This is a genomic window from Pikeienuella piscinae, from assembly GCF_011044155.1.
In the GTDB taxonomy this organism is placed as follows: domain Bacteria; phylum Pseudomonadota; class Alphaproteobacteria; order Rhodobacterales; family Rhodobacteraceae; genus Pikeienuella; species Pikeienuella piscinae.
In genome coordinates this window covers 3,904,658-3,920,416 of the sequence record NZ_CP049056.1, presented here as the reverse complement: position 1 = coordinate 3,920,416, position 15,759 = coordinate 3,904,658, and the positions used below count along the sequence as shown (strand labels likewise).

The following is a 15,759-nucleotide window of genomic DNA, read 5'->3' as shown; positions in this document are numbered from 1 at the left end:
CTCGGTCGCACTTCCGCTCATCAATTCACTAGCGCGCCGCCGCGCACGTTCAACCGCAACGAAGCTGCGGCGAAGGCGTCGCCACGATTCCCTCACGCCACATCACGCAGCGTCCGGACTCCCGAACCGGCGCTGCAGCGTCAAAGAAATCGGTGAATTACCGAAGCGTATCAGCGACAGGCGACCGCGCAAGGCCGGGTTGAAGCGCGAGCCGGATCATTTCGACGCAGCCGGCGACGCGAGCAGGGTCGCGAATTCGTGCGAATGGCGTGCGCATCGCGCGACCGTCGCCTATCGCTCGCGCTCTCTGTCCGGCTCGTCATCCTCCGTCTCGTCCACGGGGACCGCATAGGCGCCGGTCAACCAGCGGCCGAGATCGATATCGGCGCAGCGTTTCGAACAGAACGGGCGCCATCGCGTCTCGGTCGGGGCGCCGCAGATCGGGCATTCAGACATCTTTCAACAGCGGCGCGACCGGGCGGCGCTCCCTCTTGCGGATCAGTTCGAGATGGCCAAGCGGGGTCCAGCCGGCGAGCGTGGTCCGCACCGGATCGGCGGCGAGCGCGCGCGTCAGCACGACCTCGACCGCCTTGCGGTCCGCCTTGCGCATCGGCGCGAAGTCGACGACCACTTGTCCGCCCAGACCGCGCAACCGCAATTGCCGTGGCAGATCAGCGGCGGCGGCCAGATTGGCGCGGGCGGCGGCGTCAGGCGCGGTGTCCGCCCCCGTGTTCACATCGATGGCGATGAGCGCGGCGGTCGGCTCGACGGCCATCCAGGCGCCGCGCTCAAGGGGGGCGCGCGCGCCCCGAATACGTTCGATCTCCTCCCAAAGACCAAGCCGGTCAAACGCATCGGGCTCGCCGATCACATTCTCGGCGTCCCATTCGCGAAGCCCGAGCGCCGCGACATCCGGCGCGCTCAGAAGCCGGCCAGGCGGCCCTCCCGCCGCTAGTTCCGCCTCTCGGGCGAGAAGGCGCGCGGCCTCCTCCGTAATCGCTTCCGCATCGGCGCCGGAAGCCGCGCTTCGCAGGATCAGCCCGGTGCCGGAATCGCCGAGCGCGTCCGCGCCGATGCCGGCCAGCCGCTCGCGCTCCGCCCTGTCTTTCACTCCACGCGCGACGTTAACGCCCGGCGAAAGCGGAGTCAGAATCGCAAGGCGGCCTCGATGGAGCCTGCGGCCGGTCATGGGCGCGGCCTTGCCATCCTCGGCGAAGCCCGTGACCTCGGCGAGCACCAGATCCCCCTCCGCGACCTCGGGCGCCTCGCGGAGATAGCCGTCGCCACCGCCCGCGAGCTTGACAAGCGCGGCGCCCTGTTTCGCCATCACCCGCCGCACACGGACGCGATGGATCTCTTCAATCCGCGGCGCGCCATCCTCCGGCGCGTCAACCAGAAGATCCTCCAGTCGGCCGTCGACGACCAGCGCGGCCATGCCAGGCGGGCCGGAGTGAAGCGCGATCAGCCGGCCTTTCATTTCGCCGGCCCCTGCAAGTTCACCGGATAGCCCGCGGCGCGCAGAAGATTGGCGGTCTCCGTCAGCGGCAGACCGACAACGCCGGTGAAGGAGCCAGAAATCCACGGAATCAACGCCCCCGCCAGCCCGTGGATCGCATAGCCGCCGGCCTTTCCTCGCCATTCGCCGGAACGGAGATAGGCCCCGATCTCCTCATCCGACAGCCGCTTGAATTTCACCGCCGTCACGACTTCGCGCGCCCAGACCCGCGCGCCGAGCTTGAGCGCGACCGCGGTGATCACCGTGTGGCGGCGTCCCGACAGCAGGCGCAGAAAGCGCTCCGCTTCGGTCTCGTCCGCGGGTTTTCCGAGTATGCGCCGCCCCGCCGCGACGGTCGTGTCAGCGCAAAGCACCAGTTCATCCGCGCCGGCGCTCACCGCGGCCACCTTGTCCGCCGCCATACGAATGCAATAGGGTCGTGGGGTTTCGGACTTGCGTGGCGTCTCGTCGATATCGGGCGGGCGAACCTCGTCAGGCGTCACGCCGATCTGCGCCAGAAGCTCGCGCCGCCTTGGGCTTGCGGAGCCGAGGATCAGGCGCACGAGATTACTTGAAGCGATAGGTGATGCGGCCCTTGGTCAGATCATAGGGCGTCATTTCCACCTGGACCTTGTCGCCCGCAAGGACGCGGATGCGGTTCTTGCGCATCTTGCCCGCAGTATGAGCGATGATCTCATGGCCGTTCTCGAGCTCAACCCGGAATGTCGCGTTGGGCAAAAGCTCGGTCACGACGCCGGGGAATTCGAGGGTTTCTTCCTTGGCCATGCCGTCTCCAAAAATCGCGGCGCAAATACGCGCCGGGCGCGGGGGTTAATGACTCCAAACGCATGTGAAAGCAAGGAGCCGCCGGGCCCCATCGCTCACGCCGGGACGCCGATCTCACTCCGCGGGCGGCCCGAATGGAACGAAAGCGCCGGTGTTCCAGTCGAGCGCGAGTATCCGGTCGAAATCCGCCGGGTCGATCTCGGCCACGATCCGGCGTCCGAAAGCGACATCCGGGGTCGCGCCGGCGAGCAACCCTTCCCCGACGCGGGCTTCAGGAAACGAATAATAGATCGTCCCTCCCCCGCCGAGTACGCGCGGCGTCCGCAGCTCGAGGAATGCGTTCGGATCCTGATTCCAGTAGACGAAGAATTCCGCGCAGTCTGGCAAAGAAATCTCGATGCGCAGCCGCCCGCTCGGCGCGGTCACGTAGTCGGGTGCGGGCGCGCCGGATGCGCGGAGGCAGCCATAGCTCCGGCTCAGGAAAACGAGCGCCTCATCCGGGCGTCCCCAGTGCTCCATGAGCCAGTGCGGGGCGGAGCCGGTGGTGGGGCCGTTGATGACCAGTATCCGCCCATTCTCAACCGGCGGCTCCGCCTGGACGGCGCGCGCCAGCGCCTTGAAAGAGGCGGGTTCGACATCGGCCAGCATCGCGCGGACGCCTCCAACCGTGGAGAACGCCATCGCAGCGACGAATCCAAGGGTGACAGCGGCGGCCGCCGGTCGAACGATCCGCGGCGCGAACGCTGGCGCCTGAACCATTCTTGCAAGCAGGAGAAGCAGGAACGGATGAAAAGCCGGGGCGAACCGGGCGCTATTGGCTGCGACCGCGAGCAGAACGAAACCGCCGAGAGCCATCAAGAGCACCAGCCCATCGACCTCACGCCGTTCTTCGCCGCCGAAAACGAGCCGCCGAAGGCCGCCGATAACCGCAATCGCGACAAGAGCGTCAATCGCGAGATTGAGCATGACCGCGACGACAGCCGCGGGATGATCAACCAGCGCCGCTGGTCCCGTCCTCAGGATGTCACCCACCATCTCCTTGATCTCGTTACCGTTCGCAAGTGCGGTCGGCCAGACGGCGAACCCGCGCAGCAGGTTCCGGGCGAACCCTGAAACCCCGCCTGAAACCGCGTAGGCGTTATCCGCCAGCGAACCGACGACACCGATGCGGAGGGCGACCCAGACAACGAACGGGACGACAAGCAAGAGTGCGACGCGGGGCGACCGCAAATAGACCAGCGCCCAGAGCGCGGCGGAGAGCGGCGCGTAGAGAGCGATCTCCTTGGTGAAAACCGCGACAAGAAGAACGCCTGCGGCGACGAGCCAGGTCCGCCGCGCACAGGCGAGCGCCGCGAAAAGACAGAACACCCCGCTGAGCGCGTCCTGCTGAAACGCCACTCCCTGCACGCTAGACGCGATAGCGGCCGGCTGCAGAAGAACAAAGACGCCGCATGCGCAGGAGGTGAGGACAGGCAGGCCGAGCCGCAGCGCAAGCGCGGCGCAGGCGGCGGCGCCACAGCCGAGCAGCGCGAAATACGGAACATAGTAGAGCGCGTAGGCGTCGCCGAAAATCGCATGGTCTGCGGCCATCAAGGCGTTGCTGAATGGACGTATGAACGCAAAACCCGGACGCGCGAAGTATTCCGCATATCCGACCGTGAACCAGTAGGAGGGCGAATATCTTGTCGAAACTTCGAACAGGGCGACATCGTCATGGCTGACGACCTTGCCCTGCAAGAAAACCGGGTAGAGTGAGAAATAGACGAGAACGCCAAGCGCGATAAAGAACGCCGCGCGCGTTGCTCCCGATTTTCGGAACCGCTCGAGCACGATGAAATTACGTCGGTTTCAATCGTACGATAACCGCCAGGGCGGATTCATCGCTCATGCCGAAAACGGCGACTGTCGCTGGAACGCCGCGCGGCGATCCGGCGATGCCCGAAGCCTGTTCGTGTCGATCTCCTGCGCCTCCGATCACACGCTCGCCTCAACCGGTGTCAGCTCGAAATCGAGCTTCGGCATGAGCTTGAGCAAGTGTTGCGTGTAGGGGTTCTGCGGCGACTCGAACAGCGTCTCGGTCTCCGCCAGTTCTTTCAGCTGGCCGTTCTGCATCACCGCGACGCGGTCGCACATCTGGCGGATCACCGGCAGGTCGTGGCTGATGAACAGCATCGTCAGCCCCATCTCCTGTTGCAGATCCTTGAGCAGGTTCAGCAATTGCGCCTGGATCGAGACATCGAGCGCCGAAGTCGGCTCGTCGCAGATCAGAAAGCGCGGACGGGTGGCGAAGGCGCGGGCGATGGAGATGCGCTGACGCTGGCCGCCGGAAAATTCATGCGGGTATTTCCACGCCGCCTGCTTGCCAAGCTCCACCTGCTCCAGAAGGTCCTCAACGATCCGGACGATCTCGGCGTTGCTCCCGGCCAGCCGGTGATGGCGGATCGGCTCCGCGATGATGTCGAAGAGCCGCATCCGGGGGTTGAGCGAGGAAAACGGGTCCTGAAAGATCATCTGGATCTGGCGACGGAACGGGGCGAGTTCCTTCTCGCCCTGCAGGTCGCTGACCGCGACGTCATTGTACCAGACGCGGCCCGCCGACGGCGTGTAGAGCCCGGCGATCATGCGGGCGAGCGTGGATTTTCCGCTCCCGCTCTCCCCCACGACGCCAAAGGTCTCGCCCCGCCTGATTTCGAAGGACAGGTCGTCGACAGCGGTGAAATAGCGCCGCCACGCCGGTATCATCGAATGGCGGCTGGTGAACCTCATCGAGAGGTTCTCGCAGCGCACGAGCGGGTCGGAAACCTCCTCAGCCTGCTTTTGCGCGGAGCCGAGCCAGTGTGAGCGAAGATCGACCTGGTCGTGTTTCTCCAGCCCGTCCTCGGAATAGGAGACTCGGGGAAACCGGTCGAGCTTCACGTCCGAGCGCGGCACCGCGGCCATCAGGCTCTTCGTGTAATCCTCCTTCGGATGGCCAAGCACGTCTTTCGTCGCCGCGATCTCGACGATCTTGCCGTGATACATGACGGCGACGCGGTCGGTGATCTCCGCGATGACGCCCATATCATGGGTGATGATCACCACCCCGACATTCCGCGTCTTGCAGAGGTCGCGGATGAGATCGAGGATCTGCGCCTGGATCGAGACGTCGAGCGCCGTGGTCGGCTCGTCCGCGATCACGAGGTCCGGTTCGGCGCAGAGCGCCAGCGCGATCACGACCCGCTGGCGCATACCGCCGGAGAACTGGTGCGGATATTCGTCGATCCGGTTCTCGGCGTCGGCGATTCCGACTTCATCGAGCATCTGGATCGCCCGCTTCCGCGCCGCCGATGCGGAGACGTCCAGGTGCGTGCGTATGGTCTCGACGATCTGCTGGCCGACGGTGAAGAGCGGATTGAGGCTGGTCATCGGGTCCTGAAAGATCATGCCGATCTTGCGGCCCCTGATCTTCTGCAACGCCTGGGGCGGCAGCTTGTCGATCCGCTCGCCTTCCAGCTTGACCTCTCCGTCGGTCATCTTTCCGGGCGCCTCTAGAAGCCCGATCACCGCGTTGCCGATGGTCGACTTACCTGCGCCGGACTCGCCGACGACGCCGACGATCTCCCCGCCGCGCACGTCCAGATCTATGCCGCGAACAGCCTCCACATCGCCCCAGCGACTGGGAAACCGGATGTGCAGATTCCTGATTTCAAGGAGCGACATCAGTTCACCTCAGCTTCGGGTTCATTACGTCGCGGAGCCAGTCGCCCACGAGGTTGACGGAGAGGATGAGTATAGCGAGCGCCGCGCCGGGGAAGATCGTGATCCACCACGCGCCGGAGAAGAGGTAATCGCTGCCGATCTTGATGAGCGTGCCCAGCGAGGGTTCGGTCGGCGGCACGCCGACGCCGAGGAAGCTCAGCGTCGCCTCGGTCAGCACCGCGACGGCGAGACCAAGAGTCGCGATGACAAGCACCGGCCCCATGACGTTCGGCAGAATGTGGCGAATCATGATCAGCGAGGATCTCAATCCGATCAGACGGGCGGCGAGGATGTAGTCCTTGTTGCGCTCCACCAAGGTGGAGGCGCGCACCGTGCGCGCGAACTGCACCCAGTGAGAGAGCCCGATCGAAAGGATCAGCACGAGTATCGCCAGTTCCGAGTGCTGCGATGGCGGCAGAACGCCGCGCATGATCCCATTGAGCAGGAGCGCGACGAGAATCGTGGGAAAGCTGAGCTGAATCTCGGCCACGCGCATGATGAAGGCGTCGACCATGCCGCCCTTGTAGCCGGCGATCAGGCCGAGCGCGACGCCGATCACCATGGCGAGGATGACGCTGACGAAGCCGACGAGCAACGACACCCGGCCGCCGTAGAGGATGGTGGAGAGGACATCCCGGCCCAGATTGTCGGTGCCGAGCGGATAGGCCGCCATCCCCCCCTCCACCCAGGCGGGCGGCAACTCGGAATCGAGCAGACTAAGCGTCGCGACGTCGAAAGGGTTCTGCGACGCGACGTAGGGCGCGAAGAGCGCGGCCAGAATCATCCCGAGGGTGATGACGGTCGCGATGATCGTGGCCGGCGAGGTCCGGAAGCTGTAGACGAGATCACTGGCCATGGCCCTGCGGACCCCGTCGAGAAAACGCGCGCCGAGGCCGGGGGTGGTTTCGCTAACTGGCATCAGACGCGGCCCTTCGAGCTGTCGGCGCGCAGACGCGGGTCGACGACGTAATAGAGGATATCGACGATCAGATTGATGACCACGAAGAAGAACGCGATCATCACCAGATAGGCCGACATGATTGGGATATCGACCGTCTGGATCGCCTGAAGGAAAAGACGGCCCATGCCCGGCCACTGGAACACCGTCTCGGTGATGATCGCGAACGCAATCAGCGTGCCGAGTTGCAGCCCGATGATCGTAATGACGGGAACCAGCGTGTTCTTGAGCGCATGGCTGAACTGAATCGCACGGCTGACGATGCCGCGCGCCCGCGCGAACTTGATGTAATCGGTGGCCATGACCTCCAGCATCTCGGCGCGGACAAGGCGCATGACGAGGGTCATCTGGAACAGCGCCAGCGTGGTCGCCGGCAGGATGATCGCCTTCCAGCCGGAAACGGTCAGAAAGCCCGTCGTCCAGCCACCGACATCCACAATGTCGCCCCGGCCGAACGAAGGGAACCAGCCGAGAATCACGGCGAAGAAATAGATGAAGAGAATGCCGATCAGGAATGTCGGCAGCGACACGCCGATCAGCGATAGAGTCATGAAACTCTTGGAGAGCCACCCGTGCCGATGGAGTCCTGTATAGACGCCCATCGGAATGCCGATGACAAGCGCGATGACCATCGCCAGCCCCGCCAGCTCCAGCGTCGCCGGCATCCGTTCCAGCATCAGTTCGGACACCGCCCGCTTGTGCTGATAGGAAAAGCCGAAATCACCCACCGCGGCGTTGGAGGCGAAACGCATGAACTGTATTGGGAGCGGGTCGTTGAGCCCGAGACGTTCGCGCAACTCATCGCGCTCCGCCTGGCTGGTGTCCTGGCCCACCATCTGGTTGATCGGGTCGCCGACGAACTGGAAGAGGGCGAACGCGATCGCGCCGACGAACAGCATCACAAGGACGGATTGCGCCAGTCGTTTGGCGATGAATCTAAGCATCCGCGGTAATTATCCTGACAAGCGTGCGCGGGAAGGAGATCCCGGGGGCGACGCGCGCCCCCGGAAAGCGTTCCAGCCTTAGTTGACCGTTACGAAACGGAACTGGAACTGGTTGTCGGCGCGCTGCTTGAGCTCGATATTGTCGCGCGCGGCCCACACGACCGACTGCTGGTGCAGCGGCACGTAATAGACCTTGTCCTTGACGATCTGGAAAGCCTCCAGGATCAGGGCGTCGCGCTTTTCCTGATCGGTCTCCGTGAGCACCAGGTCGGTAATCTCGTCGAGCCGCGGATCGCTGAAATCGCCATAGTTGACGCGCCCGCGTCCGGTGTCCTCGTTCCAGGTCGACATCAGGCTGTAGAGCACGTTGTGGCTGTCGAAGCTCGACGGGGTCCAACCCAGCAGATACATCGCGAAATCCTGCTTGCCGCGATTGATGTCGGCGAAGAACTGCGCTTTCGGATAGGCGCGCGTGTTCAGCTTGATCCCGACGCGGGCGAGCATGGCCGTGATCACCTGGCAGATATCGGCGTCGTTGACGTAGCGATCGTTCGGACAATCGAAACGCGTCTCGAACCCGTCAGGATAGCCGGCCTCGGCCAACAGCGCCTTCGACGCCTCCGGATCGTAGGGATAGCGCTCGATCTGCTCCCCTGCCGGAAAGAGAGTCGGCGAGATCATCAGCGAAGTCGGGTAGGACAGGCCGCGCATAACCTTCTTGCTGATCAGGTCGATGTCGATCGCCTGATAGATCGCCTTGCGGACCCGCACATCCTTGAACGGGTTCCCTTCGACATTGGTGCCCAGCGCCTGATCGCGGAACTGATCCATGCCGAGGAAGATCGTCCTCAGCTCCGGCCCGCTGATGACGCGGGTGCCGTCGTTGTCGTCGATCCGCTTGATGTCCTGCAACGGCGCCGGATACATCATGTCGATCTCGCCCGACAGCAGCGCCGCGACGCGGGTGGCCGCCTGCGTGACCGGGGTCATCGTGACCTTGGTGAGGTTGTGCTCCACCTCGCCCCACCAGTCTTCGTTGGGCACGAAGACCGTGCGCACGCCCACCTCACGCTCGGTGATCTTGAACGGGCCGGTGCCGTTGGAGTGCTGCCCGGCGTAGCTCTCGATTCCCTTGGTCGTGCTCGTCGGAACGGTCGCGCCGTGCTCCTCCGACCACTCCTTGTCCATCATGTAGAAGCTCTCCCACTGAGCTGTCAGGATGGGGTTCGGAACTTCGGTGACGAAATCGACGGTGTAGTCGTCCACCTTGATGACTTCGGTGACGCCGCCCACGCGATCGCGCAGATTGGAGTCCTTGTTGTTGATCCGCTCGTAGCTGAACAGGACATCGTCGGCGTTGAAATCGTTGCCGTTGTGGAACTTGACGCCCTCACGCAGATGGAAGCGCCAGCGCGTCGGCTCGAGAATCTCCCAACTCGTCGCCAGCGCGGGCTCAATCTCGAGATCCGCGCTCCGTCGCACGAGACCCTCATAGACATTGCCCATCACCGAGAAGGTGAAGGTGACATTGTGGCCCATCGGATCGAGGGAGGTCGTGTCGGTCTGGAACGCCCAGCGCAATTCCTTGGCGCTCGCCGGCGTCGCCGCGAAGGCGGATGCCGCGAGGATCGCGGTTGCGGCCGATATGTATCGTCGTTTCATGGTCATGGATTTCATAGACTCCCTGTCGCTGCGCCGCTGACGAGCAGATCGGGAAGATTCCCGGCGCAAGCGCGCGCCAGCCGCTAGACAGGAACACAACGGCGCGTCGCGCAGAAGTCAACACCAGTCGCCCAGTTCGCCGGCGCGGATCATCAGCCTTTGACCGAGCCGTCCGAACGCCAGACGTCCCTCGCGCACGCCTCACAGATTCGTCGGACTCCAAGCTATTGCATCGCATGGTGAAACGCTGGCATCGATCCGATGATCGTTTCGAATTCCCGCGAATCCGTCCAGGAGGTTTTCATGCCGGTTCAGCCCGCCATCGCCGCGCGTCACGAGGAACTCACCGCCTGGCGGCGAGACTTCCACGCCCATCCCGAGACGGCCTTCGAGGAGACCCGGACATCGGACCTCGTCGCGGAGCGCCTCGAATCCTGGGGGCTGGAGGTTCATCGCGGTCTGGGCGGCACCGGCGTCGTCGGCGTGCTGCGCGCCGGAAACGGCACGGGCTCGCTCGGGCTTCGCGCCGACATGGACGCACTGCCGATGCAGGAGGAGGCGGACACCCCGCATCGCTCCACGATTCCGGGCAAGATGCACGCCTGCGGGCATGACGGACACACGACCATGCTGCTCGGCGCCGCGCGCTACCTGGCGGAGACGCGGAATTTCAACGGCGCCGTTCATTTCATCTTCCAGCCGGCGGAGGAGGCCGGCGGCGGCGCGAAGCGCATGATCGAAGACGGGTTGTTCGAGAAATTCCCCTGCGACGAGGTCTTCGCGATCCACAACACGCCCAAACTGCCGGTGGGGGTCGCCTCAGTGCATGCCGGGCCGATGCTGGCCGCGGTGGACGCGATGATCGTGACGATCACCGGCAAGGGCGCGCACGGCGCCCGCCCGCATGAAGGGAACGACCCGATCTCGGTTGGCGTGCAGTTGCACACTGCGCTCCAGCATGTCGCGACCAAGTCGATCAGCCCGCTGGAGCCTGCGGTGATCAACGTCACGCAGTTCCACGCCGGCACCGCGATCAACGTCGCGCCTCAGCGTGCGAGAATCGCGGCGACGATCCGCAGTCTCGACCCCGGCGTCCGCGACCGGATCGAGGCGCGGGTGCGGGAGATCTGCGACGGCCTCGCCAAGGCCTATGGCGTCGAGATCGATCTCGAATACCGGCGGTCCGTCTCGCCGACCATCAACACGCCGGCGGAGGCGGAGATGGCGGCGGAGGCGGCCGCGGATGTGCTGGGAGTCGAGAACGTGCGCCGGAACGAAAAACCGGTCACCGGCGGCGAGGACTTCAGCGAGATGCTGGCCGTGAAACCGGGCGCCTTCCTCTATATCGGCGGCGGAAAGAGCGATGACGATTTCGGCCTCCATCACCCGCGCTACGACTTCAACGACGATATCCTGCCGATCGGCGCCTCCTATTTCGCGAACCTCGTGGAAAGGCGGCTCTCGCGCGAGCAGGGTGAATCCGCGTCCTGAGCGCAGGACGCCGTCGCGACGGCGCGCCGGTCAGGAATCCTCGGACGCCGCGCCGAAACGCTCATGGATCCGGTCGCGTAGCTGGTCCCGCGTCTGACGGTATGCGGCGAGCTTCGCCTCGCGCCCTTCCGCAAGGCCGGTCGGATCCAGCGTCGGCCAGTATTCGACGTCCAGCGCGTGGTGGCGGGTGTATTCCTGCGCGCGGCGCTGCGCGGCGGGCGACAGCGCGATGATCAGATCGTAGCTTTCGATATCCTCGCCCCAATCCTCGAAATCTTCGAAACTCTTCACGCGGTGGCGGGTCAGGTCGACGCCGATCTCGCGGCAGACCTCCACCGCGAACCCATCCACCTCCATCTCGCTCTTGACGCCCGCCGACTGGATATAGACCGAAGAGCCGAGAAGCTGTTTCGCCAACCCCTCCGCCATCGGTGAGCGAACGGCGTTGTGATCGCAACAGAAAAGGACCGAGCCGGGAATATGGCCGGCCACTTCAGCCCCGGAATTGCAGGACGCAGATCAGCGTGAACAGCCGACGGGCGGTCTGGTCATCGGTCTCCACCTTGCCTTCGAGACGCTCCTTCAGCACCCGCGCGCCCTCGTTGTGGATGCCGCGGCGGCCCATGTCGATCGCCTCGATCTGGCTCGGCGGCAGGCGCTTCACGGCGTCGAAATAACTTTCGCAGATCTGGAAATAGTCCTTGATGATCTGCCGGAATGGCGAGAGCGAGAGGTGGAACTCCGCCGCCGCTTCGTCCGCCTCCGTCCTGACTTCGAAGACCAGCCGGCGCTCACGCATCGCGAGGTTGAGCCGGTAGGGGCCGGCGGCGCGGCCGGGTAACGCGAACACGTTCTCTTCCAGCAGATCGAACATCGCGACCTTCCGCTCCTGCTCCACCTCCGGCGTCGGCGCGGCGAGTCCGGCGGCGTCGAGCTTGATGTCGATCAGGCGGTCGGGCGGGAGAGCGGTGTCCATCGCTTCACTCATTCATCGCATCGAGGCGGCTGCGCACCGAAAGCCCGTGCGCCTCCAGCCCCTCGGCCCGGGCCAGAACCTCCGCCGCCGGGCCGATCGCCCGGAGCGCGCCGGGACTCATGCGCGCCAGCGTCGTCCGCTTCATGAAGTCGAGCACCGAAAGGCCCGAGGAGAACCGCGCCGAGCGCGCGGTCGGCAGCACGTGATTGGGGCCGCCGACATAATCGCCGATGGCTTCAGGCGTATGCGCGCCGAGGAAGATCGCCCCGGCGTGGCGGATTCTCTCGGCCAATCCCTCCGCATCGGCGGCGCAGATCTCCAGATGCTCGGGCGCGACCCGGTTGGCGAGCTCCACCGCATGATCGAGGTCGCGCGCGACAATCAGCGCGCCATGCGCGCGCCAGCTCGCCCCCGCGATCGTCCGGCGCGCCAACGTCTCCAGCCGCCGCTCCACGGCCGCGGCGACGGCGTCGGCGAAGCCGGGATCGTCGGTGACCAGGATCGCCTGCGCGCTTTCGTCATGTTCGGCCTGGCTCAACAGATCGAGCGCGACCCAGTCCGGATCGTTGTCGCGATCCGCGATGACCAGTATTTCCGACGGCCCGGCGATCATGTCGATGCCGACATGACCGAAGACCCGCCGTTTCGCAGCCGCGACCCAGGCGTTGCCCGGACCGGTGATCTTGTCCACCGGCCGGATCGGCCCGGCCCCGTAGGCGAGCGCGGCGATCGCCTGCGCGCCGCCGACACGCCAGATCTCGTCCACTCCGGCCAGCCGCGCGGCGAGAAGGACGAGCGGGTTCGCGCGCCCGTCCGGCGTCGGCGCCGCGACGACCAGCCGGGAAACACCTGCGACCCGCGCCGGGATCGCGTTCATCAGCACGGAGGAGGGATAACTCGCCAGCCCGCCCGGCACATAGAGCCCGGCGCTCTCCACCGGGCGCCAGCGCCAGCCGAGCGTCGCGCCGGCCTCATCGGTCCAGAGCGCGTCAGCGGGCGCTTGGCGGGTATGATAGGCGCGGATGCGCCCGGCGGCGAGCTCCAGCGCTTCGCGCTCCGGCGCGCCAATCCCGGCGATGGCGGCGTCGATCTCCGCTTCGGAAATCCGCAGCGTGTTTTCGTCGGCGCCGAAACGGTCGAAACGGCGGGTGAGGTCGAGTACGGCCGCAAGGCCCCGCGCCCTTACATCGGCGATGATTCCGGCGGCGGCCTCGTCGACATCGGCGTCCGCCGCGCGCGCCGTGTCCAGGAACGCGCCGAAGCGGCCCTCGAAATCCGGCTCGTCATGCGAAAGGCGAAACGGCATGGAGTTGGTTTTCCCTCGGTCGATCCCGGGGGTTTATGCGCAGCGGCGCCGGAGTTCAACGGGACGCCGCGCCTAGAAATGCTGCGGCTGGCCGCCGGCCGCCCAGGGGCGGGTGAGGTCCACAAGGGCGACATTCACGCATTCGACCTGCATCTGCACCGCCGCGCCGCCCGAGCAGGTCAGGGTGATCATGCCGCCGCACTCCTCACCCGGCTGGAAATCGATGCCGAGGATGTTGAAGACGGCGCTCTTTTCGCGCGGGTCGAGGCCGGCGGCGCGGGCGCGCAGCACGTCATCGAAGGTCAGCGCCGCCGCCACCCGCTCGTAGGCGCGTTTCTCGCGCTCGGCGCGGTCGCGATCCTCCCAGCGGAATCGATAGACCAGCACGGAGAACCGCCGCCGGCGCGGCGCATAGTGAACATTCGCGACCTTGCCGACCGCGTCCTGCGCCAGCGCGGAAATCACCGCAAGATCCTCCGCGCTCTCCGCCCGGAGACGCAGCGGCGCCTCGCCGCCATCGCCGAATGTCGCGTCACGCCCCATGATCTATTCGCTCACTCTTTCTATTCGCGCGCCACAGGCGGAAAGCTTCTCCTCCACCCGCTCGTAGCCCCGGTCCAGATGATAGACCCGGCTGACCACGGTTTCACCTTCCGCCGCAAGCCCGGCGAGCACAAGAGACGCGGAGGCGCGCAGATCCGAAGCCATCACCGGCGCGCCCTTCAGGCGCTCGACGCCTCGCACCAGCGCGACGCCGCCGTCTATCTCGATACTGGCGCCCATTCGGGACAGCTCCGGAACATGCATGAAGCGGTTCTCGAAGATCGTCTCCTCGATTCGGCTCTCCCCTTCGGCCAGCGTCAGGAGCGTCATGATCTGCGCCTGAAGATCGGTCGGAAAACCGGGAAATGGCGCGGTCGAGACATCGACCGGCAGCACCACGCCGTTGCGGCGCCGCACCCGGAGCCCGTCAGTCTCCTCGGCCACCTCGATATCGGCCGCCTCCAGCCGGTCGGCGAAGGCGGCGACAAGGTCGCGGCGCCCGCCCTCCAGCAACACGTCGCCGCCGGCGATGGCGGGGGCGATCATGTAGGTTCCGAGCTCGATCCGGTCCGCGACCACCCGGTGCGTCGCACCGTGCAGGCGATCGACCCCCTCGATGGTGATCGTCGCCGTTCCCTCACCCTCGATCTCCGCGCCCATCGCGCGAAGACAGCGCGCGAGATCGACGATTTCGGGCTCGCGGGCCGCATTCTCCAGCACCGTCGTTCCCTTGGCGAGGACGGCCGCCATCATCAGGTTCTCCGTCGCGCCGACGGAGACGAACGGAAAGGCGAAGCGCGCGCCCTTCAGACCGCCCTTCGCCTCGGCGTGGACATAGCCGTCGCGGAGCGTCATCTCCGCGCCCATCGCCTCCAGTCCGCTCAGATGGAGATCGACCGGCCGCGCCCCGATCGCGCACCCGCCGGGGAGCGATACGACCGCGCGCCCTTCACGCGCCAGAAGCGGCCCGAGCACCAGGATCGACGCGCGCATCTTCCGCACGATATCGTAGTGCGCCACATGGCTGGCGATCGAGGCCGCGCCGAGCGCCAGGACTCTTCCCCCCTGCAACGCCGCCACCTCGCACCCGAGCGAGGTGAGAAGCGCGGTCATCGTGCGAATGTCGGCGAGCCGCGGCGCGTTGGTTAGCGTCAGCGGCTCTTCGGACAGAAGCGCCGCCGGCATCAGGGCGAGACAGGCGTTCTTCGCGCCGCCGATCGGAATGCGACCCTGCAGCGGCGCGCCGCCTCTCACTACGATCCTGTCCATCTTCGCTCGCCCCCCTGTTTCGCCGCCCGGCCGGCCCGGTCAGTCGTCGCTGCGGTCTTTCGCCCAATCAAGGCGATTGAGGGGCGTGTCCGTGCGATTCGGATCGAGACCGGAGAGATCCTCACGGCGCTTCGCCTGAGCCTTCCGGCGCCGGAGATTCCGCCGCAGCGCGGCGGCGAGCCGCCCAGCGCGCTCCGCCTGTTTCTCTTCATCCCTCTTGCCGGCCATCGCGCGTCTTTATCCGCCGCTCGCGCGCCCGTCCAGCGGCGAGCGCCCCGCGTCATCCGTCCTGCGCCGGCGCATTCTCCCGGCCTCCGCCCCGCCCCGGGAAGAGGGCGGGTCCGCAAACGCGTCTCGCGGCGCCCCGCCCGGGCCCGGCGCGGCGGGCGAACGCCATGAGGAGGAGCGCGTCACGACATGCGCCGTGAGGCGGATCGCCGCTGCCTTCATCCCCGATCGCATAGTCGAGGCTCTTGCATTCCACTCCGGATTCGCTCAAAAGGCGCCCCGCGCAGGCTGCGGTAGCTCAGTGGTAGAGCACTCCCTTGGTAAGGGAGAGGTCGAGAGTTCAATCCTCTCTCGCAGCACCAT

Annotated in this window: 16 protein-coding genes and 1 tRNA gene; 2 read left to right on the top strand and 15 right to left on the bottom strand. The window is 65.9% G+C overall.

What is annotated here, in order from left to right; all coding sequences use genetic code 11:
- Nucleotides 1-291: 291 nt before the first annotated feature.
- The 9 genes from G5B40_RS18680 to G5B40_RS18640 all read right to left on the bottom strand — a co-directional run bounded on the left by G5B40_RS18680 (nt 292) and on the right by G5B40_RS18640 (nt 9,589).
- Nucleotides 292-456, bottom strand: a complete 165-nt coding sequence (locus G5B40_RS18680; protein ID WP_165101916.1) for a DNA gyrase inhibitor YacG — start codon at nt 454-456, stop codon at nt 292-294.
- Nucleotides 449-1,477, bottom strand: coding sequence for a ribonuclease E/G (locus G5B40_RS18675; RefSeq protein ID WP_165101913.1), 1,029 nt, complete (start codon nt 1,475-1,477; stop codon nt 449-451). The genes G5B40_RS18680 and G5B40_RS18675 overlap by 8 nt, the downstream gene beginning before the upstream one ends.
- Nucleotides 1,474-2,058, bottom strand: a complete 585-nt coding sequence (locus G5B40_RS18670; RefSeq protein ID WP_165101910.1) for a Maf family protein — start codon at nt 2,056-2,058, stop codon at nt 1,474-1,476. Before G5B40_RS18670 ends, G5B40_RS18675 begins: the two co-directional genes overlap by 4 nt.
- Before the next feature lie 4 nt (nt 2,059-2,062).
- Nucleotides 2,063-2,281: a translation initiation factor IF-1 gene (infA, locus tag G5B40_RS18665; RefSeq protein ID WP_165101907.1), complete on the bottom strand. Its 219-nt coding sequence runs from the start codon at nt 2,279-2,281 to the stop codon at nt 2,063-2,065.
- Nucleotides 2,282-2,395: 114 nt separating this feature from the next.
- Complete coding sequence (locus tag G5B40_RS18660) at nt 2,396-4,111, bottom strand: hypothetical protein (protein WP_165101904.1); 1,716 nt, start codon at nt 4,109-4,111, stop codon at nt 2,396-2,398.
- A gap of 144 nt (nt 4,112-4,255) precedes the next feature.
- Entirely contained in the window at nt 4,256-5,980 is a 1,725-nt protein-coding gene (locus tag G5B40_RS18655; RefSeq protein ID WP_165101901.1) for an ABC transporter ATP-binding protein, read from the bottom strand.
- Between the two features lie 4 nt (nt 5,981-5,984).
- Complete coding sequence (locus G5B40_RS18650; protein WP_165101898.1) at nt 5,985-6,938, bottom strand: ABC transporter permease; 954 nt, start codon at nt 6,936-6,938, stop codon at nt 5,985-5,987.
- Nucleotides 6,938-7,921: an ABC transporter permease gene (locus G5B40_RS18645; RefSeq protein ID WP_165101895.1), complete on the bottom strand. Its 984-nt coding sequence runs from the start codon at nt 7,919-7,921 to the stop codon at nt 6,938-6,940. Before G5B40_RS18645 ends, G5B40_RS18650 begins: the two co-directional genes overlap by 1 nt.
- A gap of 78 nt (nt 7,922-7,999) precedes the next feature.
- Nucleotides 8,000-9,589 (bottom strand): ABC transporter substrate-binding protein, encoded by a 1,590-nt coding sequence (locus G5B40_RS18640; RefSeq protein WP_165101893.1) that lies wholly within the window; start codon nt 9,587-9,589, stop codon nt 8,000-8,002.
- Nucleotides 9,590-9,886: 297 nt separating this feature from the next.
- Here G5B40_RS18640 and G5B40_RS18635 point away from each other — a divergent pair, with 297 nt between their 5' ends.
- A complete protein-coding gene (locus G5B40_RS18635) occupies nt 9,887-11,074 on the top strand; it encodes a M20 aminoacylase family protein (RefSeq protein WP_165101890.1) in 1,188 nt (395 codons plus the stop codon).
- A 30-nt stretch (nt 11,075-11,104) separates the two neighbouring features.
- Here G5B40_RS18635 and G5B40_RS18630 read toward each other — a convergent pair whose 3' ends face one another.
- The 6 genes from G5B40_RS18630 to G5B40_RS18605 all read right to left on the bottom strand — a co-directional run bounded on the left by G5B40_RS18630 (nt 11,105) and on the right by G5B40_RS18605 (nt 15,396).
- Nucleotides 11,105-11,503: an arsenate-mycothiol transferase ArsC gene (locus G5B40_RS18630; RefSeq protein WP_425500094.1), complete on the bottom strand. Its 399-nt coding sequence runs from the start codon at nt 11,501-11,503 to the stop codon at nt 11,105-11,107.
- 64 nt (nt 11,504-11,567) lie between these two features.
- A complete protein-coding gene (locus G5B40_RS18625; protein ID WP_165101884.1) occupies nt 11,568-12,050 on the bottom strand; it encodes a UPF0262 family protein in 483 nt (160 codons plus the stop codon).
- A gap of 4 nt (nt 12,051-12,054) precedes the next feature.
- On the bottom strand, nt 12,055-13,356 hold the full coding sequence (gene hisD, locus G5B40_RS18620) for a histidinol dehydrogenase (protein WP_165101881.1): 1,302 nt from the start codon (nt 13,354-13,356) through the stop codon (nt 12,055-12,057).
- 72 nt (nt 13,357-13,428) lie between these two features.
- The gene (locus G5B40_RS18615) at nt 13,429-13,899 is read right to left on the bottom strand and encodes a DUF2948 family protein (RefSeq protein ID WP_165101878.1); all 471 of its coding nucleotides are present in this window, start codon (nt 13,897-13,899) and stop codon (nt 13,429-13,431) included.
- A 3-nt stretch (nt 13,900-13,902) separates the two neighbouring features.
- Entirely contained in the window at nt 13,903-15,168 is a 1,266-nt protein-coding gene (gene murA / locus G5B40_RS18610; RefSeq protein ID WP_165101875.1) for a UDP-N-acetylglucosamine 1-carboxyvinyltransferase, read from the bottom strand.
- A gap of 39 nt (nt 15,169-15,207) precedes the next feature.
- The gene (locus G5B40_RS18605; protein WP_165093525.1) at nt 15,208-15,396 is read right to left on the bottom strand and encodes a hypothetical protein; all 189 of its coding nucleotides are present in this window, start codon (nt 15,394-15,396) and stop codon (nt 15,208-15,210) included.
- A 287-nt stretch (nt 15,397-15,683) separates the two neighbouring features.
- Between G5B40_RS18605 and G5B40_RS18600 the strand changes: the two genes are divergently transcribed.
- Nucleotides 15,684-15,758: transfer RNA gene (locus G5B40_RS18600), tRNA-Thr, on the top strand.
- The last annotated feature ends 1 nt before the right edge of the window (nt 15,759 follow it).

Coding starts and splice junctions, on each gene's coding strand:
- G5B40_RS18680 (WP_165101916.1), bottom strand. CDS start 456: ATGTCTGAATGCCCGATCTGCGGCGCCCCGACCGAGACGCGATGGCGC.
- G5B40_RS18675 (WP_165101913.1), bottom strand. CDS start 1,477: ATGAAAGGCCGGCTGATCGCGCTTCACTCCGGCCCGCCTGGCATGGCC.
- infA (WP_165101907.1), bottom strand. CDS start 2,281: ATGGCCAAGGAAGAAACCCTCGAATTCCCCGGCGTCGTGACCGAGCTT.
- G5B40_RS18655 (WP_165101901.1), bottom strand. CDS start 5,980: ATGTCGCTCCTTGAAATCAGGAATCTGCACATCCGGTTTCCCAGTCGC.
- G5B40_RS18650 (WP_165101898.1), bottom strand. CDS start 6,938: ATGCCAGTTAGCGAAACCACCCCCGGCCTCGGCGCGCGTTTTCTCGAC.
- G5B40_RS18645 (WP_165101895.1), bottom strand. CDS start 7,921: ATGCTTAGATTCATCGCCAAACGACTGGCGCAATCCGTCCTTGTGATG.
- G5B40_RS18640 (WP_165101893.1), bottom strand. CDS start 9,589: ATGACCATGAAACGACGATACATATCGGCCGCAACCGCGATCCTCGCG.
- G5B40_RS18635 (WP_165101890.1), top strand. CDS start 9,887: ATGCCGGTTCAGCCCGCCATCGCCGCGCGTCACGAGGAACTCACCGCC.
- G5B40_RS18630 (WP_425500094.1), bottom strand. CDS start 11,503: ATGGCGGAGGGGTTGGCGAAACAGCTTCTCGGCTCTTCGGTCTATATC.
- G5B40_RS18625 (WP_165101884.1), bottom strand. CDS start 12,050: ATGGACACCGCTCTCCCGCCCGACCGCCTGATCGACATCAAGCTCGAC.
- hisD (WP_165101881.1), bottom strand. CDS start 13,356: ATGCCGTTTCGCCTTTCGCATGACGAGCCGGATTTCGAGGGCCGCTTC.
- G5B40_RS18615 (WP_165101878.1), bottom strand. CDS start 13,899: ATGGGGCGTGACGCGACATTCGGCGATGGCGGCGAGGCGCCGCTGCGT.
- murA (WP_165101875.1), bottom strand. CDS start 15,168: ATGGACAGGATCGTAGTGAGAGGCGGCGCGCCGCTGCAGGGTCGCATT.
- G5B40_RS18605 (WP_165093525.1), bottom strand. CDS start 15,396: ATGGCCGGCAAGAGGGATGAAGAGAAACAGGCGGAGCGCGCTGGGCGG.